Below are 18660 nucleotides of genomic sequence, written 5' to 3'. Positions count from 1 at the left end.
CGGCGGTGACAGATTTACGGGGATCAGGCGAGAATGAAGGGGCGGCCGCGTCGAAGCGCGGCCGCCCCTCGGTGGCGCGCGCCGACCGCGAATCGATCGTCGTCGCCGCCTTGAAGATCGTCGACGCCGACGGCCCGCAGGCGCTGAACATGCGCAGGCTCGCGCGCGAGCTCAACCTCGATTCCCAAGGGTCGATCTACAATTATTTCAAGAGCAAGGGCGAGGTCGAACTCGCGGTCGCGCAGCATATTGTCGCCGACATCCGCTCGCCGAAAATCACCGCCGGTCTCGATTGGCAGGCTTGGGTGATCGACGCGGCGGCGGCGTATCACAGGACATTGCTGCAACACCCCAACGCGATTTCGCTCATTCTCGAACTCCAGCCGCGCACCTTCGGCGCGCGCGTTTTCGCCTTTGCCGAGAAATTGATGCTCGATCAGGGGGTAGCGGAACAAAAGGTCGAGGATCTGTTTCTTGCGATTCAGTCGCTTGCAGCCGGCTCGGCGTGGAACGCCAAGGTCGCCGCGAACGGGACGGCAGCGGGCGCCGAACGGGGAGCGGAACCCGATCAGGCGGCGCTCGACAGGTGGTTCCGCCGGACCTGCACGATATTGCTCACCGAGCAAGGCGCCGAATAACCCCTGGACGGAGCACGCATTGGGGCTACCCCGGCGTGGGCAATGGCTGCGCACAAGTCTCGCGATGCAAATCTACCGCCGAGCGGGGTCGTTCACGAACGCCATACCAAGGCACCCCGCGATCAAGAGCGCCACCAACGCCGCAAAGCCCGCTTGCTGACTGGACCAGATCGCGGTGACCGCGCCCACCAGCGCGGACCCGAGCCATATCGTCACCGTGCCCGAGAGCGCGTAAAGACCGAACCAGCTTCCGACGGTCGCGGGGGTGGCGAGCGAGGTCAGCATCGAGCGGCTCGACGCATAGCAACCGCAGGTGCCGATCGCGTTGAAGCAGGCGATCGCGACGAACGCCATCTCCGGCAATGTGGTGAACATCGGGCCGTCCCAAAGCGGCGCCGCGACAAAGGGGGCATAGAGAAAGCGGTCGGGGGCAAGGCCGATCAGCAGGATCTGACCGATGATGACGATCGCCAGCTCTATCTGGATCGCGCGCCGCGGACCAAAGGCGCGATCGAGGCGCGCGCCCACAAGGCCGCCGATGGCGAGGAAGCAGCTGACGATAATGGCCAAGGCGGTGAGTTCGAGCGGCCCCCATCCCATCACCCCGGCGGCGTAGATGCCGGTGTAGAGGAGGATCGCGGTCAGCCCGTCGGTGTAGGTCATGCGCGACAACAGGAACACCGCCATCGGGCGATTGGACGGCAGCGTTTTGATCGTCGCCTTGAGCTGGCGAAAGCTGTCGCCGACCCCGCCGCCGATCCCGCGCGGCGCGTCGCGCCCGATGAGGAAGAGCGGCAACGCCCCGCAGGCGAAAATCAGCGCCACGATCGGCCCGACGATCCGTTCGGGTTCATGCGCCGCGGTGGACAGGCCGAACAAGGGCGCCGCGGGCAGCCACGACGCCGCCATCTTGGCAGGCAGAACGAAACCCCACAGGATGAAGATGAGGAGCAGCACCGAAATCGCGCTGCCCAGCGCAAGCCCCGTCCCCGAGGTCGCCGACGTCTGCGCCGACGGGGCGGCAAAAGGCAGCAGCGAGTTGTGGAGCACTTCGGTATAAGCGAACATCAGACCGGCAACGAAGATGATCGCACAGGTGGCGGCGAGGCCAAGGCCATCGGGGGTCGCCCACCAAAGACTGGCGCAGCAGGCGACCAGTACGGCGGTCAGCGCCGCGAGCAGGGGTTTGCGAGGGCCGATGCGATCCATCGCGACGCCGAGCAACGGCGCGGTCAGCGCCGCCAGCAATCCATAGCTCATCCCCAGTTTGGCGACGAGACTCTGCCCGCGCACCGGATCGCCGACGAGTATCGTCGCGAGATAGGGGATGAAGATATAGACCTTGATCAGCAGCACATAGGGCGTGCGCGCACCCTCATAGAGCGCCCAGGCGCGCGCCGAGGCGGGCAATTTTCCCGCAGGCACGGCGGCGGTTCCGATCGAGGCGACGGCGGCCATTATCCCGCCTAATGCGTCGGGCCGCCGGCGGCGATCAGTCGCTCATTCTCGGCGACGACCTCCTCGGGGGTCAGGCTGAGATCGATCGGCTTGCCGAAGGGCTGCGGCACATCGATGCCGGTCTGCCAGTAGATTTCGTTCGGATTGCCTTCGGGGTCGGAGAAATAGACGCCGATCGCATTGCCATGGGTGATCACCATGCGGATCGGCGATCCATAATCCAAGATCGCACGATAGAGCGATTGCAGCGACGGCAGATCGTCGACGCGCCACGAAATCTGGTTGATCAGCTTCACATCGCGCGGCGCGGTGCGCCCCTTGGCGAGGACGATCTCGTGATGCTCGACATCGGGGCGCGACGACAGGAAGCTCGCGCCGAGTTCGGGCGCCTCGTCGGTCACGGTCAGCCCGAGAACGCGGGCATAAAAATCGCGCATCACGTCGAGATCCTCGACGTGGAGGCCGGTGTGGCCGAGCTCTGCAATACCCATCCGCCTTCTCCTCAGTTCGCGGGTATGTTCGGCGCGATCAGCACCTTCAGCTGATCGCCGGCGGGGTCGAGCAACGCATCGAACATCGCGTCCGCCCGCTCGAGCGGCACGACGGCGGTGACGATGTCCTCGGCGCGCACACGCCCGGCGGCGAGATGGCCGATCGCCTCCTCCATTTCCGCCTGCGTACAGCTTGCCGAGCCGACAATCTCGACTTCCTTTTGCACCACCGAATATTGCGAGAGCAGGACGGACGCCTTGGGCACCCCCTGCAGCACGATGCGGCCGTTGTACGCGATGAGGTCGACCGCGAGGCCCGCCGCATCGACATGGCCGGTGCATTCGAAGATCGCGGTCGGGCGCCGTTCGCCGAGCGCCGCGACGCCGTCCTGCTGCACCGCCGCCAGATCGACCGCGCGATAGCCCGATTTTTCCATCAGCGCGCGCCGCGCCGGGTTGGGGTCGACGAACACGACGTCGGTGATATCGCGCGCCTTGAGCGCCGCCGCGGTCATCGCGCCGATCGGCCCTGCCCCCAATATGCACACAGCATCGCCCGGTTTCGCGCTCGACTTGTTGACGCCATGAAAGGCGATGGCGAGCGGTTCGGTGATGCCCGCCTGGTCGAAGCTCAAACCATCGGGGATGCTGTGGAGCAGCGCGGGGCTGACGACGATATGTTCGGCATAGCCCCCCTGCGCGACGCCGTGGCCGAGCGCCGAATCGAGATGGTCTAGGCACAGATAGTCGCGCCCGCTCAAGCACATCCCGCACTGGCCGCACGGGCTGCCATGATAGAGCGCGACGCGGTCGCCTGCCGCCCAGCCGGCTACCGCCTCGCCCACCTCTGCTACGGTGCCAACGATTTCATGGCCCAGCACGCTGCCCACCGCCCAGCGCGGGTTGGGACTGGTGCGGGCGACCAGATCGGTGCCGCAGATGCCGCAGCGCTCGACGCGGACCTTGACCGTGTTCGGCGCCGTGTTCGGCTCAGCAATCTGCGCGACTTCGATCGTGCGGTCGGGGGAGATGCGAGCGACCTTCATCGGCTTGGTTCCTCGGTGATGGGGTTGGTGAGCGTGCCGATGCCCTCGACCCAGCTGGTCAGAACATCGCCGGGCTTCAGGAAGATCGGTGGCTTGCGCGTCGCGCCGACACCTTCGGGAGTGCCGGTGAAGATCAGGTCGCCCGGGTACATGGGCATCAGGTGCGAAATATACTCGATCAGTTCCCCGACCGGGAAGATGAAGTCGCTGGTCCGCGAAGCCTGCATCGTGACGCCATTGACCGCGCAGCCGAGCGCGAGATCGGCGGGGTTGGCGAATTCGTCGGGAGTTACCACCAGCGGACCGACGGGGCCAAAACCCGGCAACGACTTCGCCATCGAAAATTGCGGCATCGGGCCGAGGCGCTGGATCGACCGTTCGGAAATATCCTGCCCCGTCGCCAACCCGGCGACATGGTCCCAGGCATCGGCGGCGCGAACATTGCGTGCTTCGCGCCCCATCACGACGACCAGTTCGACCTCCCAGTCGACGCGGTCGTGGCGAATCGCCACGGCGTCGTTCGGGCCGGTCAGGCAGCTCGGGAATTTGGTGAAGATGACGGGCTGCTCGGGCGGTTCGACCCCGGCTTCGGCGGCGTGGGCGCGATAATTGGCGCCAATCGCGAAAACCTGGCGCGGCCGCGGGACCGGAAGCTGAAGCGTGGCGGGATCGACCGGAGCGTAGCTGTCGGCCGGCACGCCCCGCGCCCATGCGCGCACTTCGTCCCACGCTTCGTACAGGGCTTGGGGGTCGACCGGAAACTTGCCGCCCGAGGCGGCCGCTATGTCGACACCCTGCCCTTCGGCCGTCACAAGCCAGGCGCGGCCGCCGATACATCCGATGCGCATATGTCCTCTCCTATTTATGATACATAGTGTATCGTATATACATCCGGGCGTCAACTGGCCGGAAGATGGGCGTCACCAGGGCATGGTCGTGCCGCCATTGGCGCGCAGAACCTGGCCGGTGACGAAGCGCGCGGCATCGGAGACGAGGTAGAGGCATTGCTGCGCGATATCCTCGGGCGAACCGACGCGCCCCAGCGGCGCGCTCTTGCTCCAGCGGTCGAGATAGGCGGCGCGATCGGCGGCGCCGCCGCCGGCCGCCTCCATCGACAGGGCGGTCGGCACGAACCCCGGCGCGACAGCGTTGACGCGAATCCCGTCGGGGCCGACCTCGTTGGCCAGCACCTTGGTGAGCATCGCGACCGCGGCCTTCGAAATCGAATAGCTGGCGTTGGTCGGGATCGCGAGATCGATCGCCGATGAGACCATGTTGACGATCGCGCCGCGGCGCGCCGCGATCATCGCGGGCAGCACCGCCTGGATGCAGTGGAGCGTGCCCTTGAAATTGACCGCGAAGATGCGGTCGAACGCGGCGCGATCCATCGTTTCGATGCGCTCGCCCGAGCTCGCGACCCCGGCGATATTGGCGAGGATATCGACGCCCCCCGCCGCGAAATCGCCGAGCAGTTGCTTGACCGCGATGCGGTCGGAGACGTCGAGCGCAACCGCAGTGCCGCCAATCGCCGCCGCCGCATCGGCGGCCGCATCGGGATCGCGATCAACGCACAGCACATGCGCGCCCGCCGCGGCGAAGAGCGTGGCGGTGGCGCGGCCGATGCCCGCACCGGCGCCGGTAACGATGGCGCGGCGGCCAGCGAGAGACAGACGATCGATCATGGAAATTCCGTTTGCGGATGTGGGCGACGCGGCGGTCGCAGCAGGATGACTCACCATGGCATCGAGATCCCGCCATTGGTGCGCAGCGTCTGGCCGGTGACATAGCTTGCGGCGTCGCTGGCCAGATAGAGGATCTGTGCCGCGACATCGTCGACCGAGCAGAGTCCGCCGAGCGGCGATTTGGCGCGCCACCAGTCGAGATAGCGGTCGCGCCCCTCGGGATCGTCGGCATAGCGTATCAGGCTGAGGTCGCTGGGGATGAAGCTCGGCGCCACGGCGTTGACGCGAATGGCGTCGCCCGCAACCTCGGCAGCGAGGATCTTGGTCAGCGCCGAAATCGAAACCTTGGCGACGGCATAGCTCGCGATGGTGGCCGGCGCGATGTCGATCGCCTCCGAACTCATGTTGACGATCACCCCGCCGCCCGCGCGGCGCAGGTGCGGGACCGCAGCCTGACAACCGTTCAAGACCCCTCCGAAATGCGCTTCGAACATCGCGTCAAACGCGTCTTCGTCGAGATCGACGACGCGCTGCGAGCGCCCCGCGATCCCCGCGAGATTGCAGACGATCCGCAACATACCCGGTGCCGCCGCAGCATCGATCGCCGCGCGAACCGCGACCGCGTCGGACACGTCGAGCGTCACCGGGGTGCCGCGCACCCGCTCAGCGACCGCGCGCGCAGCATCCTCGCGAATATCGGCGCAATGCACATGCGCGCCGGCCTCGGCCAAGGCGATTGCCACGGCTTCGCCAATCGCGCCGCCGGCGCCGGTGACGAACGCGGTACGGCCATCGAGCCGCCAGGCATCAAAGGGACTCGCCATCTATCGATCTCCCATGATAGGCATATACGAAACATGGAGTATCGTATGTTGAAGGAAGATTTTGTCGGGAGCTGGCAGCTGATCGATTATGTCACGCGGCTTTCCGACGGCACCTGCATCGAACCGCTCGGTGCCGAGCCCTATGGCCTCGGCACCTATACCGCCGACGGCTGGATGTCGGCGCATCTGATGCGGCGCCACCGCACCCCGCTCGGCAGCGCGCGCCCGGCGCTGGACGAGGTCGCGCCCAACCTGCTGGCCGCCACGGCGGCGGGCTATATCGGTTATGCGGGCCGTTACACGATCGACGCCGACGCCGGCCGCGTGATCCATCATGTCGAGGCGGCCTTTCTTCCCGACTGGGTGGGGACCGACATGATTCGCGAATATCGTTTCGAGGACGATATCCTCGCCCTGCGTCCGCCCGCCGTTGGCGGAACAACCCCTGTCCTGCGGTGGCGCCGCGCCATTTGAAGCCATGTCGAACCTCTCTTGCAAAACCGCCTTGACATTACGGTACATATTGTATCGTATATAGGCATGGATCGGCAGGAGCGGTCAAGGGGCGAGTTTCCCCTTGCCGCAAAAAGCCGGCAAATGAGGGAGAGGACCCATGATGGCGCGTCGCACGATTCGGATGATTGGCTTGATGCTTGGCAGCGCGATGCTGCCCGGGATCGCTTTGGCGCAGGAGACGGCCCAGAAAGCGCCGTCCCAGCCGGCGGCCGCCAATGATTTTGCCGACGAAATCATCGTCACCGCGCAAAAGCGCGAACAATCGCTGCAGGACGTCCCGATCGTCGTCACCGTCGTCAATGCGCAGCTGCTGCAGGATGCCGGCATCCGCGACATCAAGGACCTGACCGTCCTCACCCCCGGCCTCACCGTCGTCTCGACCGCGAACGAAACCCAGTCGACCGCGCTCATCCGCGGCGTCGGCACCGCGGGCGGCAATGTCGGCCTAGAAAGCTCGGTCGGCGTCGTGATCGACGGCGTCTATCGCCCGCGCACCGGCGTCGCGCTCGGCGATCTGGGCGAGACCGACCGGATCGAAGTGCTCAAGGGGCCGCAGGGAACGCTGTTCGGCAAGAATACCTCCGCCGGGGTGATCAATGTCGTCACCGCGAAACCAAGCTTCACGCCTTATGTTCGCGCCGAAGCGACGATCGGCAATTATGACGAGGTCGGCGGTTCGGTCTCGGTCGGCGGCCCGATCGTCGCCAACCGCCTCGCCGCGAGCCTGTTCGCGGTCCACCGCAAGCGTGACGGCTTTTACGACGTCGTCACCGGCAAGGGTCCGCGCACCCGCGACAATGATGCCGACCGCCGTTTCTGGTCGCTGCGCGGCCAGCTCTATTTCACCAACGAGGCCGGTTTCGACGCGCGGCTGATCGGCGACATCACCCGCCGCGACGAAAATTGCTGCGTCGCCGTCCAGCTCGTCAACGGGCCGACGACGGCGATCGTCAACGCGCTGGCGGGGGCCGGCAATGGCGTCCTTTCGCCCGCCGACCCCGATCGCCGCCTCGCCTTTTCGAACCGCGACACGACGCAGAAGATCCGCGACGGCGGGTTAAGCCTCGAGATGAATTATGATCTGGGCGATACCATTCTCACCTCGATCACCGCCTGGCGCGACTGGCGCTGGGTGACGGGATCGGATTCGGACTATAGCGGCGCCGATATCCTTTATCGCCAGGCCAATGGCGGGACGATGAATCGCTTCCGCCAGTTCAGCCAGGAATTGCGCGCGACCGGCAGCACGGGGCGGCTCGATTATACGGTCGGCGCCTTTTACGCGCACGAACTGCTCGATAGCCGCGTTGCCCAGCTCTATGGCAGCGACTTCCAGCCCTTCCTCAGCCTTCTCTTCTCGGGCGGTGCCAACCCCGCCTTTCTCAAGCCGATCCTCGATCTGGCGACGCCGGGCACCGGATCGCGCGACGTTTACAAGCAGACCGGCGACACCTTCGCGCTGTTCACCAACAACAGCCTCAAGATCACCGACGCGCTCGAACTGACGGTGGGGCTGCGCTACACGATCGATCGCAAGAAGGCGGTGGCGGACTATGATGCGACCGACGGCGGCGCCTTGTGCGACGCCGGGCAGGCAACCGGGTCGGCCGCGATCATCGGCGCGCTGTGCAATCCCTTCTTCAATTCGAACTTCATCGGCCTGACCAACAGCCAGAAGCGAACCGAAAAGGCGCTGAGCGGCACCGCGAAGCTGGCCTATCGTTTCTCGCGCGAACTCATGACCTATGCGAGCTATTCGCGCGGCTATAAATCGGGCGGGTTCAACCTCGATCGCGTCGCCTTTCCCTATGCGGCGGGGAACGCCAATTCGCTCCAGCCCGTGCTCGACACCCGCTTCCCCGGCGAGTTCGTCGATTCGTTCGAGATCGGCTTCAAATCGACCCTCGCCGACCGCCGGGTCTTCCTGAATGCGGCGGCCTTCTATCAGGATTTCACCGACTATCAGCTCAACGCCTTCAACGGCTTTTTCTTCTCGGTCTTCCCGGTTCCCGAGGTCACCTCGAAGGGCATCGATGCCGACATTTTGTGGCGCCCGAGCCGCAGCTTCACGCTGCAGGGCGGCCTGACCTATGCCGACACGCGCTATTCGGAAAAGAACCGCGCGCTGCTGTCGCTGACGCCATCGACCGCGCGGCTGCCCGGCGAACGGCTCAACCTCGCGCCGCTCTGGTCAGCCTCGCTGTCGGCGACGCACGAACTGCCGCTCGGCGGCGGGCTGGTGCTGCGCTCGAACGCCAATATGCGTTACAGCTCCTCCTATAATGCTGGCAGCGACCTGAACCCGCTCAAGCTCCAGAAAAGCTATGCGGTGATCAACGCCCGCATCGGCATCGGCGACGAGGACAAGCGCTGGGGCGTCGACCTGTGGGCGAACAACCTCACCGACAAACTCTATATGCAGAACGCCTTTGACGCCCCCTTCCAGTCGGGCAGCATCAACGCCTTCCTCGGCGCGCCGCGCACCTATGGCGTGACGTTGCGGGCGGGGTTTTGACCTCTCCCTTTTCTGACGAACTGGCCTCGGTCGCGCGCGTGATCGAGGCCGAATTTCTGGATACGGGGCGCTTCCCGGGCGGACATTTGCGCATCCTCGTCAAGGGCGAGAGCATTTTCGACGCCCGGCTCGGCCAGATGGATGTTGCGCGCGAGCGCCCCTGGTCCGAAGACGCGATCGTTCGCATCTATTCGATGACCAAGCCGGTCGTATCGGCGGCGCTGATGCAACTGGTCGAACGCGGCGCCGTCGCCCTCGATCAGCCCGTTTCCGACTTTCTCCCGGCATGGCGGGACCAGCGCGTCTGGGTCGCGGGATCGGGCGAGACCATGGAGACCGTCGCGGTCGCGACCCCCGTCACGCTACGCCATCTGCTGACCCACACCGCCGGACTGACCTATGGCACGCGGCTCGCGCTGATCGGCGGCCAGAAGGTCGAGGATCCGGTGGCGCTCCGCTATGCACAAGCCGACGCGGCGGCGGCAGACGGACTGCTCGCCTATGCCGACGCCCTGGGACAATTGCCGCTGCGCTATCAACCCGGGACGCGCTGGATGTATTCGGCCGCGACCGATGTCGTCGGCGCGATCGTCGAGGTCGCGGCGGGCGCGCCGCTCGGCAACGTCCTCGAGCGGGAGATTTTTGCCCCGCTCGGCATGGCCGACACGGGGTTCTTTGTTCCGCCCGAAAAAGCGGGGCGGCTGGGCGCCTGCTATATCGCCACCGCCGACGATCCGCTGCGCCTGGTCGATGACGCCGCGTCCAGCCCGTTTCTGGCGCCACCGCGCATGGAATCGGGCGGCGGCGGATTGCTATCGACCATGGATGACTATGCGCGCTTCGCGGAGATGCTGCGCCTGTGCGGAGACGGCCTGCTGACGTCCGCATCGGTCGCGGCGATGGCATCGAACCAATTGCCCGGCGGCACCGAGTTGAAGGACATCGCACTGATCGGCGACCCGCGGCTGCTGCCCGATGGCATGGGTTTCGGGTTCGGCCTCGCGACGACGCTCGACGCAAAGCGCGCCGGTGCTCCGGCCGATGGCGATCATTTTTGGAGCGGCGCGGCGACGACGGTCTGGTGGGTCGATCCCGCGCGCGACCTGACGGTGATCTTCCTGACCCAGTTGTTGCCGGCGACGGCTTATGGCTTCCAGGACTGGCTCAAGCGGCAGATATATTCTGCCATCGACTGACCCTTCCCTTACCAGCCCGCTTGCGCCAAAAGACCGCATGCCAAGCCCCGCCACAGCCTCTGCCGCAGATCCGACGCCGTCCGACAAGCCGCAGATGGGACGCCCGCGCTCGGCCGATGTCGACCGCCGGATTTTCAAGGAGACGCTCGACGTCGTGTCCGAACGCGGGTTTTCGGGCGTGACGGTCAACGAGATTTGCGAGCGGGCAGGGATCAGCCGGGCGACCTTCTATCGCCGCTATCCGAGCCCCGCCGAAGCGCTGGCCGAGGCAATCAACGAGGCGTTCGAATTCCATGCGCTGCCGCATTCGCAAGACCCTGTCGAATATCTGCTCGAGTTCGCGCAATCGATCGAGCGATCCTACTCCGATCCACGCATCGCCCCCGCGATCGGTTTTTTGATCGGCGAGTATAAGGCCAAGCCCGAGGTCTATGAGGGACTACAAAACGGCCTGCGCGAACGGCGGGCGCACGTCCGCGCCGCGCTGGAGAAGATGGATACGCTTCCCCGCCAGACGGACCATCCGCTCGACATCGACGAAGTGCTGGTCATCCTGTCGTCGCTCGCATGGAATGCGGCGGTGACGCAGCGCAAGCTCGACGCCGACGTGCTGCGCACGATCATCGGCCGACTTATCCGCTAGGGACGCATCGCCGTGCTCATCGCCCGGCCGATGCGCGCCGAACCGAACGCGAAGCTCCGATACGGGAGGCCCAGATCGATAAAATCGCGAAGGCCGGCAAATTTTTTCAAGCCATCGGGTAGCTCTGTCAGCAATGGGCCGGTTGCCGCCTGTCCGGTTCTGGCGCGTCCGTTCAAAACGCGGACGGCGTGGGTTGCCTCTGGACCGCCGAAATGCGCCATTGACGCGGCGACACGCCGAACATCTGGCCATGCCAACGGGTGTAAGCGCCGATCGATCCGTAGCCGAGCATTTCGGCGACATCGGTGATCCGCGTGCGCGGATTGGCGAGATATTGCGTCGAAAGCTGCATGCGCGCCCGGTTGAGAAGGTCGCTGAAGCTCGTCCCGTCGGCGTCGAGCATCCGCTGCAGCGTCCGCACCGTCGTTCCCATCGATTCGGCGCAATATTGGATCGTCGCGCGCCCCGAAGGCAGCAGGAGCATGATCAGCTGCTCGACCTCTTGCGAGGCGGTGCGCATCGCGGGGTTCATCACCGACGAGATCAATTCGCGCGCGTGACCGGCAAGCGCGGAATCGGCACGCGCCGCCGGCCGGTCGAGATCGGCCGCCGCGATCACGAGACCGTTGAACTCGCAGTCGAAGGTGAGCGTGCAATGGAACAGCCGCCGATAGACCTGCATCTCGGGCACCGGCGGCCTGGCGCGCGAAAAGCACACCGAGAGCGGCGACCAGCCATCGCCCAGCACGCTCGCGCAGAGGCGCGCGAGAACGCCCAGCGCGAGATCGGAGGACTGGCGATGCGGTTCCGGACTGCTCAGCGCGAAATCTTCGCGCAGCACGACCTCCTCACCGAAGGGTTCGACATGCAGGACGAGGGTCGAGTTGATCTGGTTGCGAAATTCGGTGATCGCCTGAAGCGCGAGGCGAAGCGTCGGCTGGTGCGCGATCAGCAGGCTGGCGACACCGAGATTGGCGAGCGCCCGCTCCTCGGCCATGCGAAGGCCGAGCGTCTCGCACCCGGTCGCTTCGGCGCTGCGTTCCAACAGGCGCATCGTGGCGCGCGCCGAGATCAATTGTTCGGGATTCGCGAACAATTCGGGCGACAGGCCGCATTCGCGGAGCAGGGGCCGCGGGTCGGCCCCCAGCCCCCGCATCGCCGGGAAATAGCCGGTCAGCGCCGCAACGCGGACGAGTTCGGCCACGCTTCTCTCCTTCGCTCGCGCCATTGGCGTCTATTGCCAAAATTATGTCATGAAATGTGAAAAGTACAAGGGAGCGCTGCTCTACCCCCAACGAAACGGGAGAGTATGAGATGGCAAAAGCCGTTCGCTTTTATGAAACTGGTGGCCCCGAAGTTCTGCGGGTCGAGGATGTCGCGGTCGGCGACCCCGGTCCGGGCGAGGTCCGCATCCGCCATGCCGCCGTCGGCTGCAACTTCGCCGACACCTATTTCCGCTCGGGCTATTATCCCGCACCGCTTCCCGCCGGGATCGGCGTCGAGGGTGCCGGGGTGATCGAGGCCGTCGGCGACGGCGTCACCGGCTTCGCGCCCGGCGACCGCGTCGCCTATAACGGCAGCCCGCTCGGCGCCTATAGCGAGGCGCGCGTCATGCCCGCGGCGCCGCTGTTCAAGCTGCCCGATTCGATTTCGTTCGAGGACGCCGCCGCGTCGACGATGCGCGGCCTGTCGGCGACCTATTGGCTCGCCAAGACCAATCCGCGCATGAAGGCGGGCGACACGATCCTGCTCCACGCCGCCGCCGGAGGGGTCGGGCTGCTCGCGGTCCAGCTCGCCAAGCTGATGGGACTGCGCGTCATCGGCACCGTGTCGAACGAAGCCAAGGCCGAAAAGGCGTTGTCGCTCGGCTGCGACGAAATCATCTTCTACCGCCGCGAGGATGTCGCGGCGCGGGTCAGGGAATTGACCGGCGGCGAAGGCGTGACGACGGTGTTCGACAGCGTCGGCAAGGACACGTTCGAAGGCTCGCTGAAATCGCTGAAGCGGCGCGGCGTGTTCGTCGCCTGTGGCACCGCGTCGGGGCCCTTCCCGCCGGTCGACGCCTTCCAGCTTCTGATGCAGGGCTCGGTCTATTTCACCCGCCCCGGCTTCGCCGATTATTATGCCGATCCCGCCGAGCGCGCCGAGCTGTCGGACCTGTGGTTCGGCCATCTGGCGGCAGGCCGCGTCAAGGTCGAGATCGGCCAGCGCTACGCCTTGGACGACTGTGTCGCCGCGCATCGCGAACTCGAAGCCGGCCAGACGATTGGATCATCCATCTTCGTGCTCTGAGGGAGAGGGACGATGAAGATCGAGAAGCTCACCACCCATATCGGTGCCGAAGTCCGCGGCATCGACCTCGCCGAAGCGGCGCGCAGCGACGATCTGTTCGGCGAAATCCGCGCCGCGCTGCTCGCCCACAAGGTCTTGTTCCTGCGCGATCAGAACATCGCCCGCGCCGATCATGTCGCCTTCGCGAGCCGCTTCGGGGCGCTCGAGGACCACCCGGTGGTCGGCAGCGACCCCGATCACCCGGGGCTGGTCCGGATCTACAAGGACGAGACGTCGCCGCCCGACTATTATGAGAATAGCTGGCATTGCGACGCGACCTGGCGCGAGGCGCCGCCGCTCGGCGCGGTGCTGCGCTGCGTGACCTGCCCGCCGGTCGGCGGCGACACGATGTGGGCGAATATGGCCAAGGCCTATGCCGACCTGCCCGACGCCGTGAAGGCGACCATCGCGCCGCTGAAGGCGCGCCATTCGATCGAGGCGAGCTTTGGCGCGCGGATGAGCGAGGACCAGCGTCATGCGCTGAAGGCGCGCTTTCCCGATGCCGAGCATCCGGTCGTCCGCACCCATCCCGAAACCGGCGAGAAGATCCTGTTCGTCAACGGCTTCACGACGCATTTCACCAATTTCCACACCGCCGAGAATGTCCGCTACGGTCAGGATTATGCGCCGGGAGCGAACCAGCTCCTCGCCTTCCTGATCGGCCGCGCCGCGATCCCCGAATATCAGGTGCGCTGGCGCTGGCAGCCGAACAGCGTCGCGATCTGGGATAACCGCTCGACCCAGCATTATGCCGTCATGGATTACCCGCCCACGATCCGCCGCATGGAGCGCGCGGGCATCGTCGGCGACCGCCCCTTTTAACGATCGACAAGGAGAGAGAATATGCAGTTTCTCGACGACAGCCTGCTTCCCGAAACGCAGGACAAACTGGTCATCACCGTCGCGCCCTATGGCCCCGAATGGCATCCCGACGATTTCCCCGAGGATATTCCGCTCACCATGGAAGAGCATATCCAGAAGGCGGTCGATTGCTACAACGCCGGCGCCACCGTTCTCCACCTCCATGTCCGCGAAGAGGATGGCTCGGGGTGCAAGCGCCTGTCGAAATTCAACGAGCTGATCGCCGGGGTGCGCGAGCGGGTGCCCGACATGATCATCCAGGTCGGCGGCTCGATCTCCTTCGCCCCCGAAAGCGACGAGGACGGCGCCGAAGCGAAATGGCTGTCGGACGAGGTGCGTCACATGCTCGCCGACCTGAAGCCCGCGCCCGATCAGGTGACGATCGCGGTCAACACGACCCAGATGAACATCATGGATCTGATGACCGAAGAGGAATATGGCCAGACCTCGCTCGCCAATCCGGCGCTGTATCAGGCCTATCGCGAGATGGTGGTGCCGGCGGGACCGCAGTGGGTCGAAGAGCATCTGCGCCGGCTGACCGCGGCAGGCATCCAGCCGCATTTTCAGCTCACCTGCATGCCCGACATGGAAACGGTCGAGCGGCTCGTGCGACGCGGGCTGTACAAGGGTCCGCTCAACCTGACCTGGGTCGGCATCGGCGGCGGCTTTGACGGGCCGAACCCCAATAATTTCATGGAGTTCATCCGCCGCGCCCCCGACGGCTCGACCGTCACGCTCGAATCGCTGATGCGCCACGTGCTGCCGGTCAATGTCATGGCGATGTGCCTCGGCCAGCATGTCCGCTGCGGCATCGAGGACACGCTCTACGACCAGCATGGCAACAAGATGACGTCGGTCCAGGGGGTCGAGCAGATCGTCCGTATCGCCAGGGAGCTTGGCCGCGAGGTCGCGACCGGCAAGGAAGCGCGCGAAATCTACAAGATCGGCGTGCAATATAATTCGGTCGAGGAAACGCTCGCCAAGCTCGGCATGGCGCCCAACCGCCAGCCCGGCCAGCGCGCGCTGCCGCTGCGCTACGCGGCCTGAGGCGGGAGCGCGGCGATGGCCTTCGGCGGCGACACGACGATCCTCTTCGTTCCCGGGCTTCGGGATCATGTCGAGGATCATTGGCAGACCCATGCCGCACGGGCGATCCCCGGCGCGGTGACGGTCGAACCGCTCGCCGCCGACCGACTGAGCCGCGCGGGGCAAGTCGCGGCGCTCGACGCCGCGCTTCGCGCCATACCCGGCGAGGTGGTGATCGTCGCGCATAGCGCCGGGTGCCTGACGACGGTGCATTGGGCGCTGGCGCCGACGCGGACGATCCGCGCGGCGCTGCTCGTCACCCCCGCCGACATCGAGACCCCGCTCCCCGCGGGCTACCCCGAACCAGCCGCGCTCAAGCAAGGCGGCTGGTTCCCGATCCCGCGCAAGCCCCTCCCCTTCCCCGCCATCACCGTCGCGAGCCGCAACGATCCGCTCGCAGCGTTCGACCGGGTCGTCAGCTTCGCCGACGCATGGGGTACGGCGCTGCACGACGCCGGCGAGGTCGGGCATCTCAACCCGGCCGCAGGCTATGGTCCCTGGCCCGCGCTGTTCGGGTTGCTCGACCGGCTCGACGATCACGCCAGGGCTGCGACGTTGTGAGCACCACCCCGATCAGCGACGCGATGCGCGCGGGCGGCCAGTGGAACGCCGCGTGGGACGAGATGGCAGCGCTCGACCCCGAATGGCTCGAAACCTTCCTCGCCGCGGGCACCTTGCCGTTGCGGCGCGGGGTTCTCGATCCCAAGATTTACGAATTTCTTGCAATCGCGGTCGATGCCTCGTGCACGCATATGTATGCGCCGGGCACGCGCCGCCACATCGCCGCCGCGCTCGACAAGGGCGCGACACCCGAGGAAGTGATGGCAGTGCTCGAAGCCGTCGCGGTGCTCGGGCTGCACTCGGTCGCGCTCGGCGCGCCGATGCTGGTCGAGGAAATGAAAGCACGCGGGCTGACGATAGCCGACGGCGGGGCGGACTGACATGCAATCGCCCGCCTATCCTCGAACGACGCAAGGGAGGCGGCTATGGCGGTAATGGCACCTGCGGCGAGTCCCGGCGTCGCGATGAGCGGCCCGCGCGATACGACGCTCTATGGCTGGATCGTCTTCGCGCTGAGCTTCGGGCTCCTGATCTCGGACTATATGGCGCGGCAGGTGCTCAACGCGGTCTTTCCGCTGCTCAAGACCGAATGGGTCCTAAGCGATGCCGAGCTCGGGCTGTTGTCGGGGGTCGTGGCGCTGATGGTCGGGCTGCTGACCTTCCCACTGTCGCTCGCCGCCGATCGCTGGGGCCGGGTGCGCAGCCTCGCGTTGATGGCGGCGCTGTGGAGTTTTGCGACGCTCTTCTGCGCGGTCGCCGCGAGCTATGAGCAAATGCTCTTCGGCCGCGTGATGGTCGGGGTCGGCGAGGCGGCCTACGGCAGCGTCGGTATCGCGGTCGTGATCAGCGTCTTTCCGCAGCGGCTGCGCGCGACGCTGTCGGCCGCCTTCATGGCCGGCGGGCTGTTCGGCCAGGTGCTCGGCGTCGCGATCGGCGGCGAAATCGCCGCGAGCCACGGCTGGCGGACCGCCTTCGCCGTCATCGGCCTCGGCGGCCTGGCGCTCGCGATCCTCTATCCGTTGGTGGTTCGCGAGAAGCGGATCGCCGAGATCGCCGGGGCGGGCGCGCTCACCGCCCATGGGTCGGGGGCCGCCCCGCGCGCGTCGCTGCGCGCGCTGTTCGCCAACCGCAGTGTGCGGCTCGCCTATCTCGCAAGCGGGGTGCAGCTCTTTGCTGCCGGCGCACTCCCGGCCTGGCTGCCGAGCTATTTCAACCGCTATTATGCGATGCCGGTCGACGCGGCCGGGCGCATGGCGGCGCTGTTCCTGCTGATCTGCGGCTGCGGCATGGTGCTGTGCGGCATGGCGAGCGACCGCGCCGCGCAGGGCCGACCCGACCGCAAGATATTGCTCGCTTCGGGCTATGGCTTCGGCAGCGCGATCGCGCTCAGCTTCGCGCTGATGCTGCCGCCAGGGCTGCCGCAACTCGTGCTGCTCGGTATCGCGATGTTCCTTGTCGCCGGGACGACCGGCCCCGCCGGCGCGATGGTCGCGAACCTGACCCCCGCCGCGCTCCACGGTTCGGCCTTCGCGACGCTGACGCTCGCGCATAATCTGCTCGGACTCGCACCGGGGCCGATCCTGACCGGGCGGATCGCCGACACGGTCGGGCTGCTCGACGCGCTGCGTTTCCTGCCCGCCGCCGCCGTCATCGCCGCGCTGCTCTTTCTCGCCGCGCGGCGCAGCTATCTCGCCGACCTCGATACGGTCGCATCGCAACCCTAGGAACCCGCCTCATGCCATCCCTTGTCACGCGCGTCGCCGCACCGGCGCCGGGCCTTGCCATCGCGCTCGTCGTCGCCGCGACCGCGACCTTCCTGTCCCAACATTATGACGCCCCGGTCATGCTTTATGCGTTGCTGCTCGGCATGGCGCTCAACTTCGTGACCGAAGCGCCGCGTGGACAGGCGGGGATCGACTTCGCCGCCAAGGGACTGATGCGGATCGGGGTCGCGCTGCTCGGCTTCCGCATCGGCTGGGATCAGGTCTCGGCACTCGGCTGGGGTCCGGTGGTGATGGTCGTGACACTGGTCGGCGCGACGATCCTGATCGCGACCCTCGCGGCGCGCGCGATGGGGTTCAACCCGCTGTTCGGCTTCCTGTCGGGCGGCGCGACCGCGATCTGCGGCGCCTCGGCGGCGATGGCGCTGTCGGCGGCGCTGCCCCCGAACGACCGGAAAGAGCAGGCGACCCTGTTCACCGTCATCGGAGTATCGGCGCTGTCGACGACCGCGATGGTGCTCTATCCGCTGATCACGCGCGCGCTGGGGCTGGGCGATCATGCCGCCGGCATCTTCATCGGTGCGACGATCCATGACGTCGCGCAGGTCGTCGGGGCGGGCTATGCGATCTCGCCCGATGCCGGCGACACCGCGACGATCGTCAAGCTGCTCCGCGTCGCGATGTTGCTGCCCGTCATCCTCGTCGCCGGACAGATCAGCCGGCGCGAGGCGGGGGCGGCCGGGACCGAACGCCCGCCGCTGCTGCCCTGGTTCGTCGTCGCCTTCGTCGCACTGGTCGCGCTCAACAGCTTCGTCACGCTGCCATCAACGATCACCGAGGCGGGAAACACGCTGTCGAGCTGGTGCCTCGTCACCGCGATCGCCGCGATCGGCATGAAGACCCGGCTCGGCGACCTGGTGCAGGTCGGCTGGAAGCCGGTCGCGCTGATGGTCGGCGAGACCGTGCTGCTCGCAGCGATGGTGCTCGGCTGGCTCGCCATAGCGCCACTGTGACGCGCATTGCAAAAAACCTGTCGTGAAATGTGAAATATCGCCGTCCGAGCGCCGATAGCTTTCGATCAAAGATCGCCA

General features: G+C 66.3%; 19 protein-coding genes. 12 read left to right on the top strand and 7 right to left on the bottom strand.

The genetic code is table 11. From position 1 onward, the window contains the following. Positions 1–5: 5 nt before the first annotated feature. Positions 6–638 carry a TetR/AcrR family transcriptional regulator gene (locus AC07U1_RS07435; protein WP_495176959.1) on the top strand — a complete coding sequence of 211 codons (633 nt, stop codon included), beginning with the start codon at positions 6–8 and terminating at the stop codon, positions 636–638. Positions 639–710: 72 nt separating this feature from the next. Here the strand turns inward: AC07U1_RS07435 and AC07U1_RS07430 are convergent, their stop codons facing one another. The 6 genes from AC07U1_RS07430 to AC07U1_RS07405 form a co-directional block, all read right to left on the bottom strand. Next, positions 711–2096: an MFS transporter gene (locus AC07U1_RS07430; protein WP_495176960.1), complete on the bottom strand. Its 1386-nt coding sequence runs from the start codon at positions 2094–2096 to the stop codon at positions 711–713. Between the two features lie 8 nt (positions 2097–2104). Next, on the bottom strand, positions 2105–2587 hold the full coding sequence (locus AC07U1_RS07425) for a VOC family protein (protein WP_056342763.1): 483 nt from the start codon (positions 2585–2587) through the stop codon (positions 2105–2107). An 11-nt stretch (positions 2588–2598) separates the two neighbouring features. After that, on the bottom strand, positions 2599–3633 hold the full coding sequence (locus AC07U1_RS07420; protein ID WP_495176961.1) for a zinc-dependent alcohol dehydrogenase: 1035 nt from the start codon (positions 3631–3633) through the stop codon (positions 2599–2601). Continuing rightward, positions 3630–4481: a fumarylacetoacetate hydrolase family protein gene (locus tag AC07U1_RS07415; RefSeq protein ID WP_495176962.1), complete on the bottom strand. Its 852-nt coding sequence runs from the start codon at positions 4479–4481 to the stop codon at positions 3630–3632. The genes AC07U1_RS07420 and AC07U1_RS07415 overlap by 4 nt, the downstream gene beginning before the upstream one ends. Positions 4482–4553: 72 nt before the next feature. Continuing rightward, on the bottom strand, positions 4554–5315 hold the full coding sequence (locus AC07U1_RS07410) for an SDR family NAD(P)-dependent oxidoreductase (protein WP_495176963.1): 762 nt from the start codon (positions 5313–5315) through the stop codon (positions 4554–4556). Between the two features lie 50 nt (positions 5316–5365). Then, on the bottom strand, positions 5366–6139 hold the full coding sequence (locus AC07U1_RS07405; RefSeq protein WP_495176964.1) for an SDR family NAD(P)-dependent oxidoreductase: 774 nt from the start codon (positions 6137–6139) through the stop codon (positions 5366–5368). 33 nt (positions 6140–6172) lie between these two features. On the opposite strand from AC07U1_RS07405, the gene AC07U1_RS07400 reads away from it, so the two are divergent. The 4 genes from AC07U1_RS07400 to AC07U1_RS07385 all read left to right on the top strand — a co-directional run bounded on the left by AC07U1_RS07400 (position 6173) and on the right by AC07U1_RS07385 (position 11009). Further along, positions 6173–6613 carry a lipocalin-like domain-containing protein gene (locus tag AC07U1_RS07400; RefSeq protein ID WP_495197677.1) on the top strand — a complete coding sequence of 147 codons (441 nt, stop codon included), beginning with the start codon at positions 6173–6175 and terminating at the stop codon, positions 6611–6613. A 163-nt stretch (positions 6614–6776) separates the two neighbouring features. Beyond that, entirely contained in the window at positions 6777–9170 is a 2394-nt protein-coding gene (locus tag AC07U1_RS07395; RefSeq protein WP_495197676.1) for a TonB-dependent receptor, read from the top strand. Further along, the gene (locus tag AC07U1_RS07390; RefSeq protein ID WP_495176967.1) at positions 9167–10366 is read left to right on the top strand and encodes a serine hydrolase domain-containing protein; all 1200 of its coding nucleotides are present in this window, start codon (positions 9167–9169) and stop codon (positions 10364–10366) included. The genes AC07U1_RS07395 and AC07U1_RS07390 overlap by 4 nt, the downstream gene beginning before the upstream one ends. A 37-nt stretch (positions 10367–10403) precedes the next feature. Next, positions 10404–11009 (top strand): TetR/AcrR family transcriptional regulator, encoded by a 606-nt coding sequence (locus AC07U1_RS07385; RefSeq protein ID WP_495197675.1) that lies wholly within the window; start codon positions 10404–10406, stop codon positions 11007–11009. Between the two features lie 172 nt (positions 11010–11181). Here the strand turns inward: AC07U1_RS07385 and AC07U1_RS07380 are convergent, their stop codons facing one another. Continuing rightward, positions 11182–12213, bottom strand: a complete 1032-nt coding sequence (locus tag AC07U1_RS07380; RefSeq protein ID WP_495176969.1) for an AraC family transcriptional regulator — start codon at positions 12211–12213, stop codon at positions 11182–11184. 110 nt (positions 12214–12323) lie between these two features. On the opposite strand from AC07U1_RS07380, the gene AC07U1_RS07375 reads away from it, so the two are divergent. From AC07U1_RS07375 to AC07U1_RS07345, 7 genes are read left to right on the top strand one after another with little or no spacing between them, the layout of a single operon-like run. Further along, a complete protein-coding gene (locus AC07U1_RS07375; protein WP_495176970.1) occupies positions 12324–13301 on the top strand; it encodes a quinone oxidoreductase family protein in 978 nt (325 codons plus the stop codon). Between the two features lie 12 nt (positions 13302–13313). Then, complete coding sequence (locus AC07U1_RS07370; RefSeq protein ID WP_495176971.1) at positions 13314–14162, top strand: TauD/TfdA dioxygenase family protein; 849 nt, start codon at positions 13314–13316, stop codon at positions 14160–14162. Positions 14163–14183: 21 nt separating this feature from the next. Further along, on the top strand, positions 14184–15248 hold the full coding sequence (locus AC07U1_RS07365) for a beta-keto acid cleavage family enzyme (protein WP_495176972.1): 1065 nt from the start codon (positions 14184–14186) through the stop codon (positions 15246–15248). 15 nt (positions 15249–15263) lie between these two features. Further along, the gene (locus AC07U1_RS07360) at positions 15264–15848 is read left to right on the top strand and encodes an RBBP9/YdeN family alpha/beta hydrolase (protein WP_495176973.1); all 585 of its coding nucleotides are present in this window, start codon (positions 15264–15266) and stop codon (positions 15846–15848) included. Next, the gene (locus tag AC07U1_RS07355) at positions 15845–16228 is read left to right on the top strand and encodes a carboxymuconolactone decarboxylase family protein (protein ID WP_495176974.1); all 384 of its coding nucleotides are present in this window, start codon (positions 15845–15847) and stop codon (positions 16226–16228) included. The genes AC07U1_RS07360 and AC07U1_RS07355 overlap by 4 nt, the downstream gene beginning before the upstream one ends. Before the next feature lie 45 nt (positions 16229–16273). After that, the gene (locus AC07U1_RS07350; RefSeq protein WP_495176975.1) at positions 16274–17572 is read left to right on the top strand and encodes an MFS transporter; all 1299 of its coding nucleotides are present in this window, start codon (positions 16274–16276) and stop codon (positions 17570–17572) included. 11 nt (positions 17573–17583) lie between these two features. After that, positions 17584–18582 (top strand): YeiH family protein, encoded by a 999-nt coding sequence (locus tag AC07U1_RS07345; RefSeq protein WP_495176976.1) that lies wholly within the window; start codon positions 17584–17586, stop codon positions 18580–18582. The last annotated feature ends 78 nt before the right edge of the window (positions 18583–18660 follow it).

The sequence above is a fragment of the Sphingopyxis sp. GW821-FHT02C12 genome, assembly GCF_059421785.1.
The sequence above is the reverse complement of the archived record's forward strand: the minus strand, read 5'-3'. Positions and strand labels throughout refer to the sequence as shown.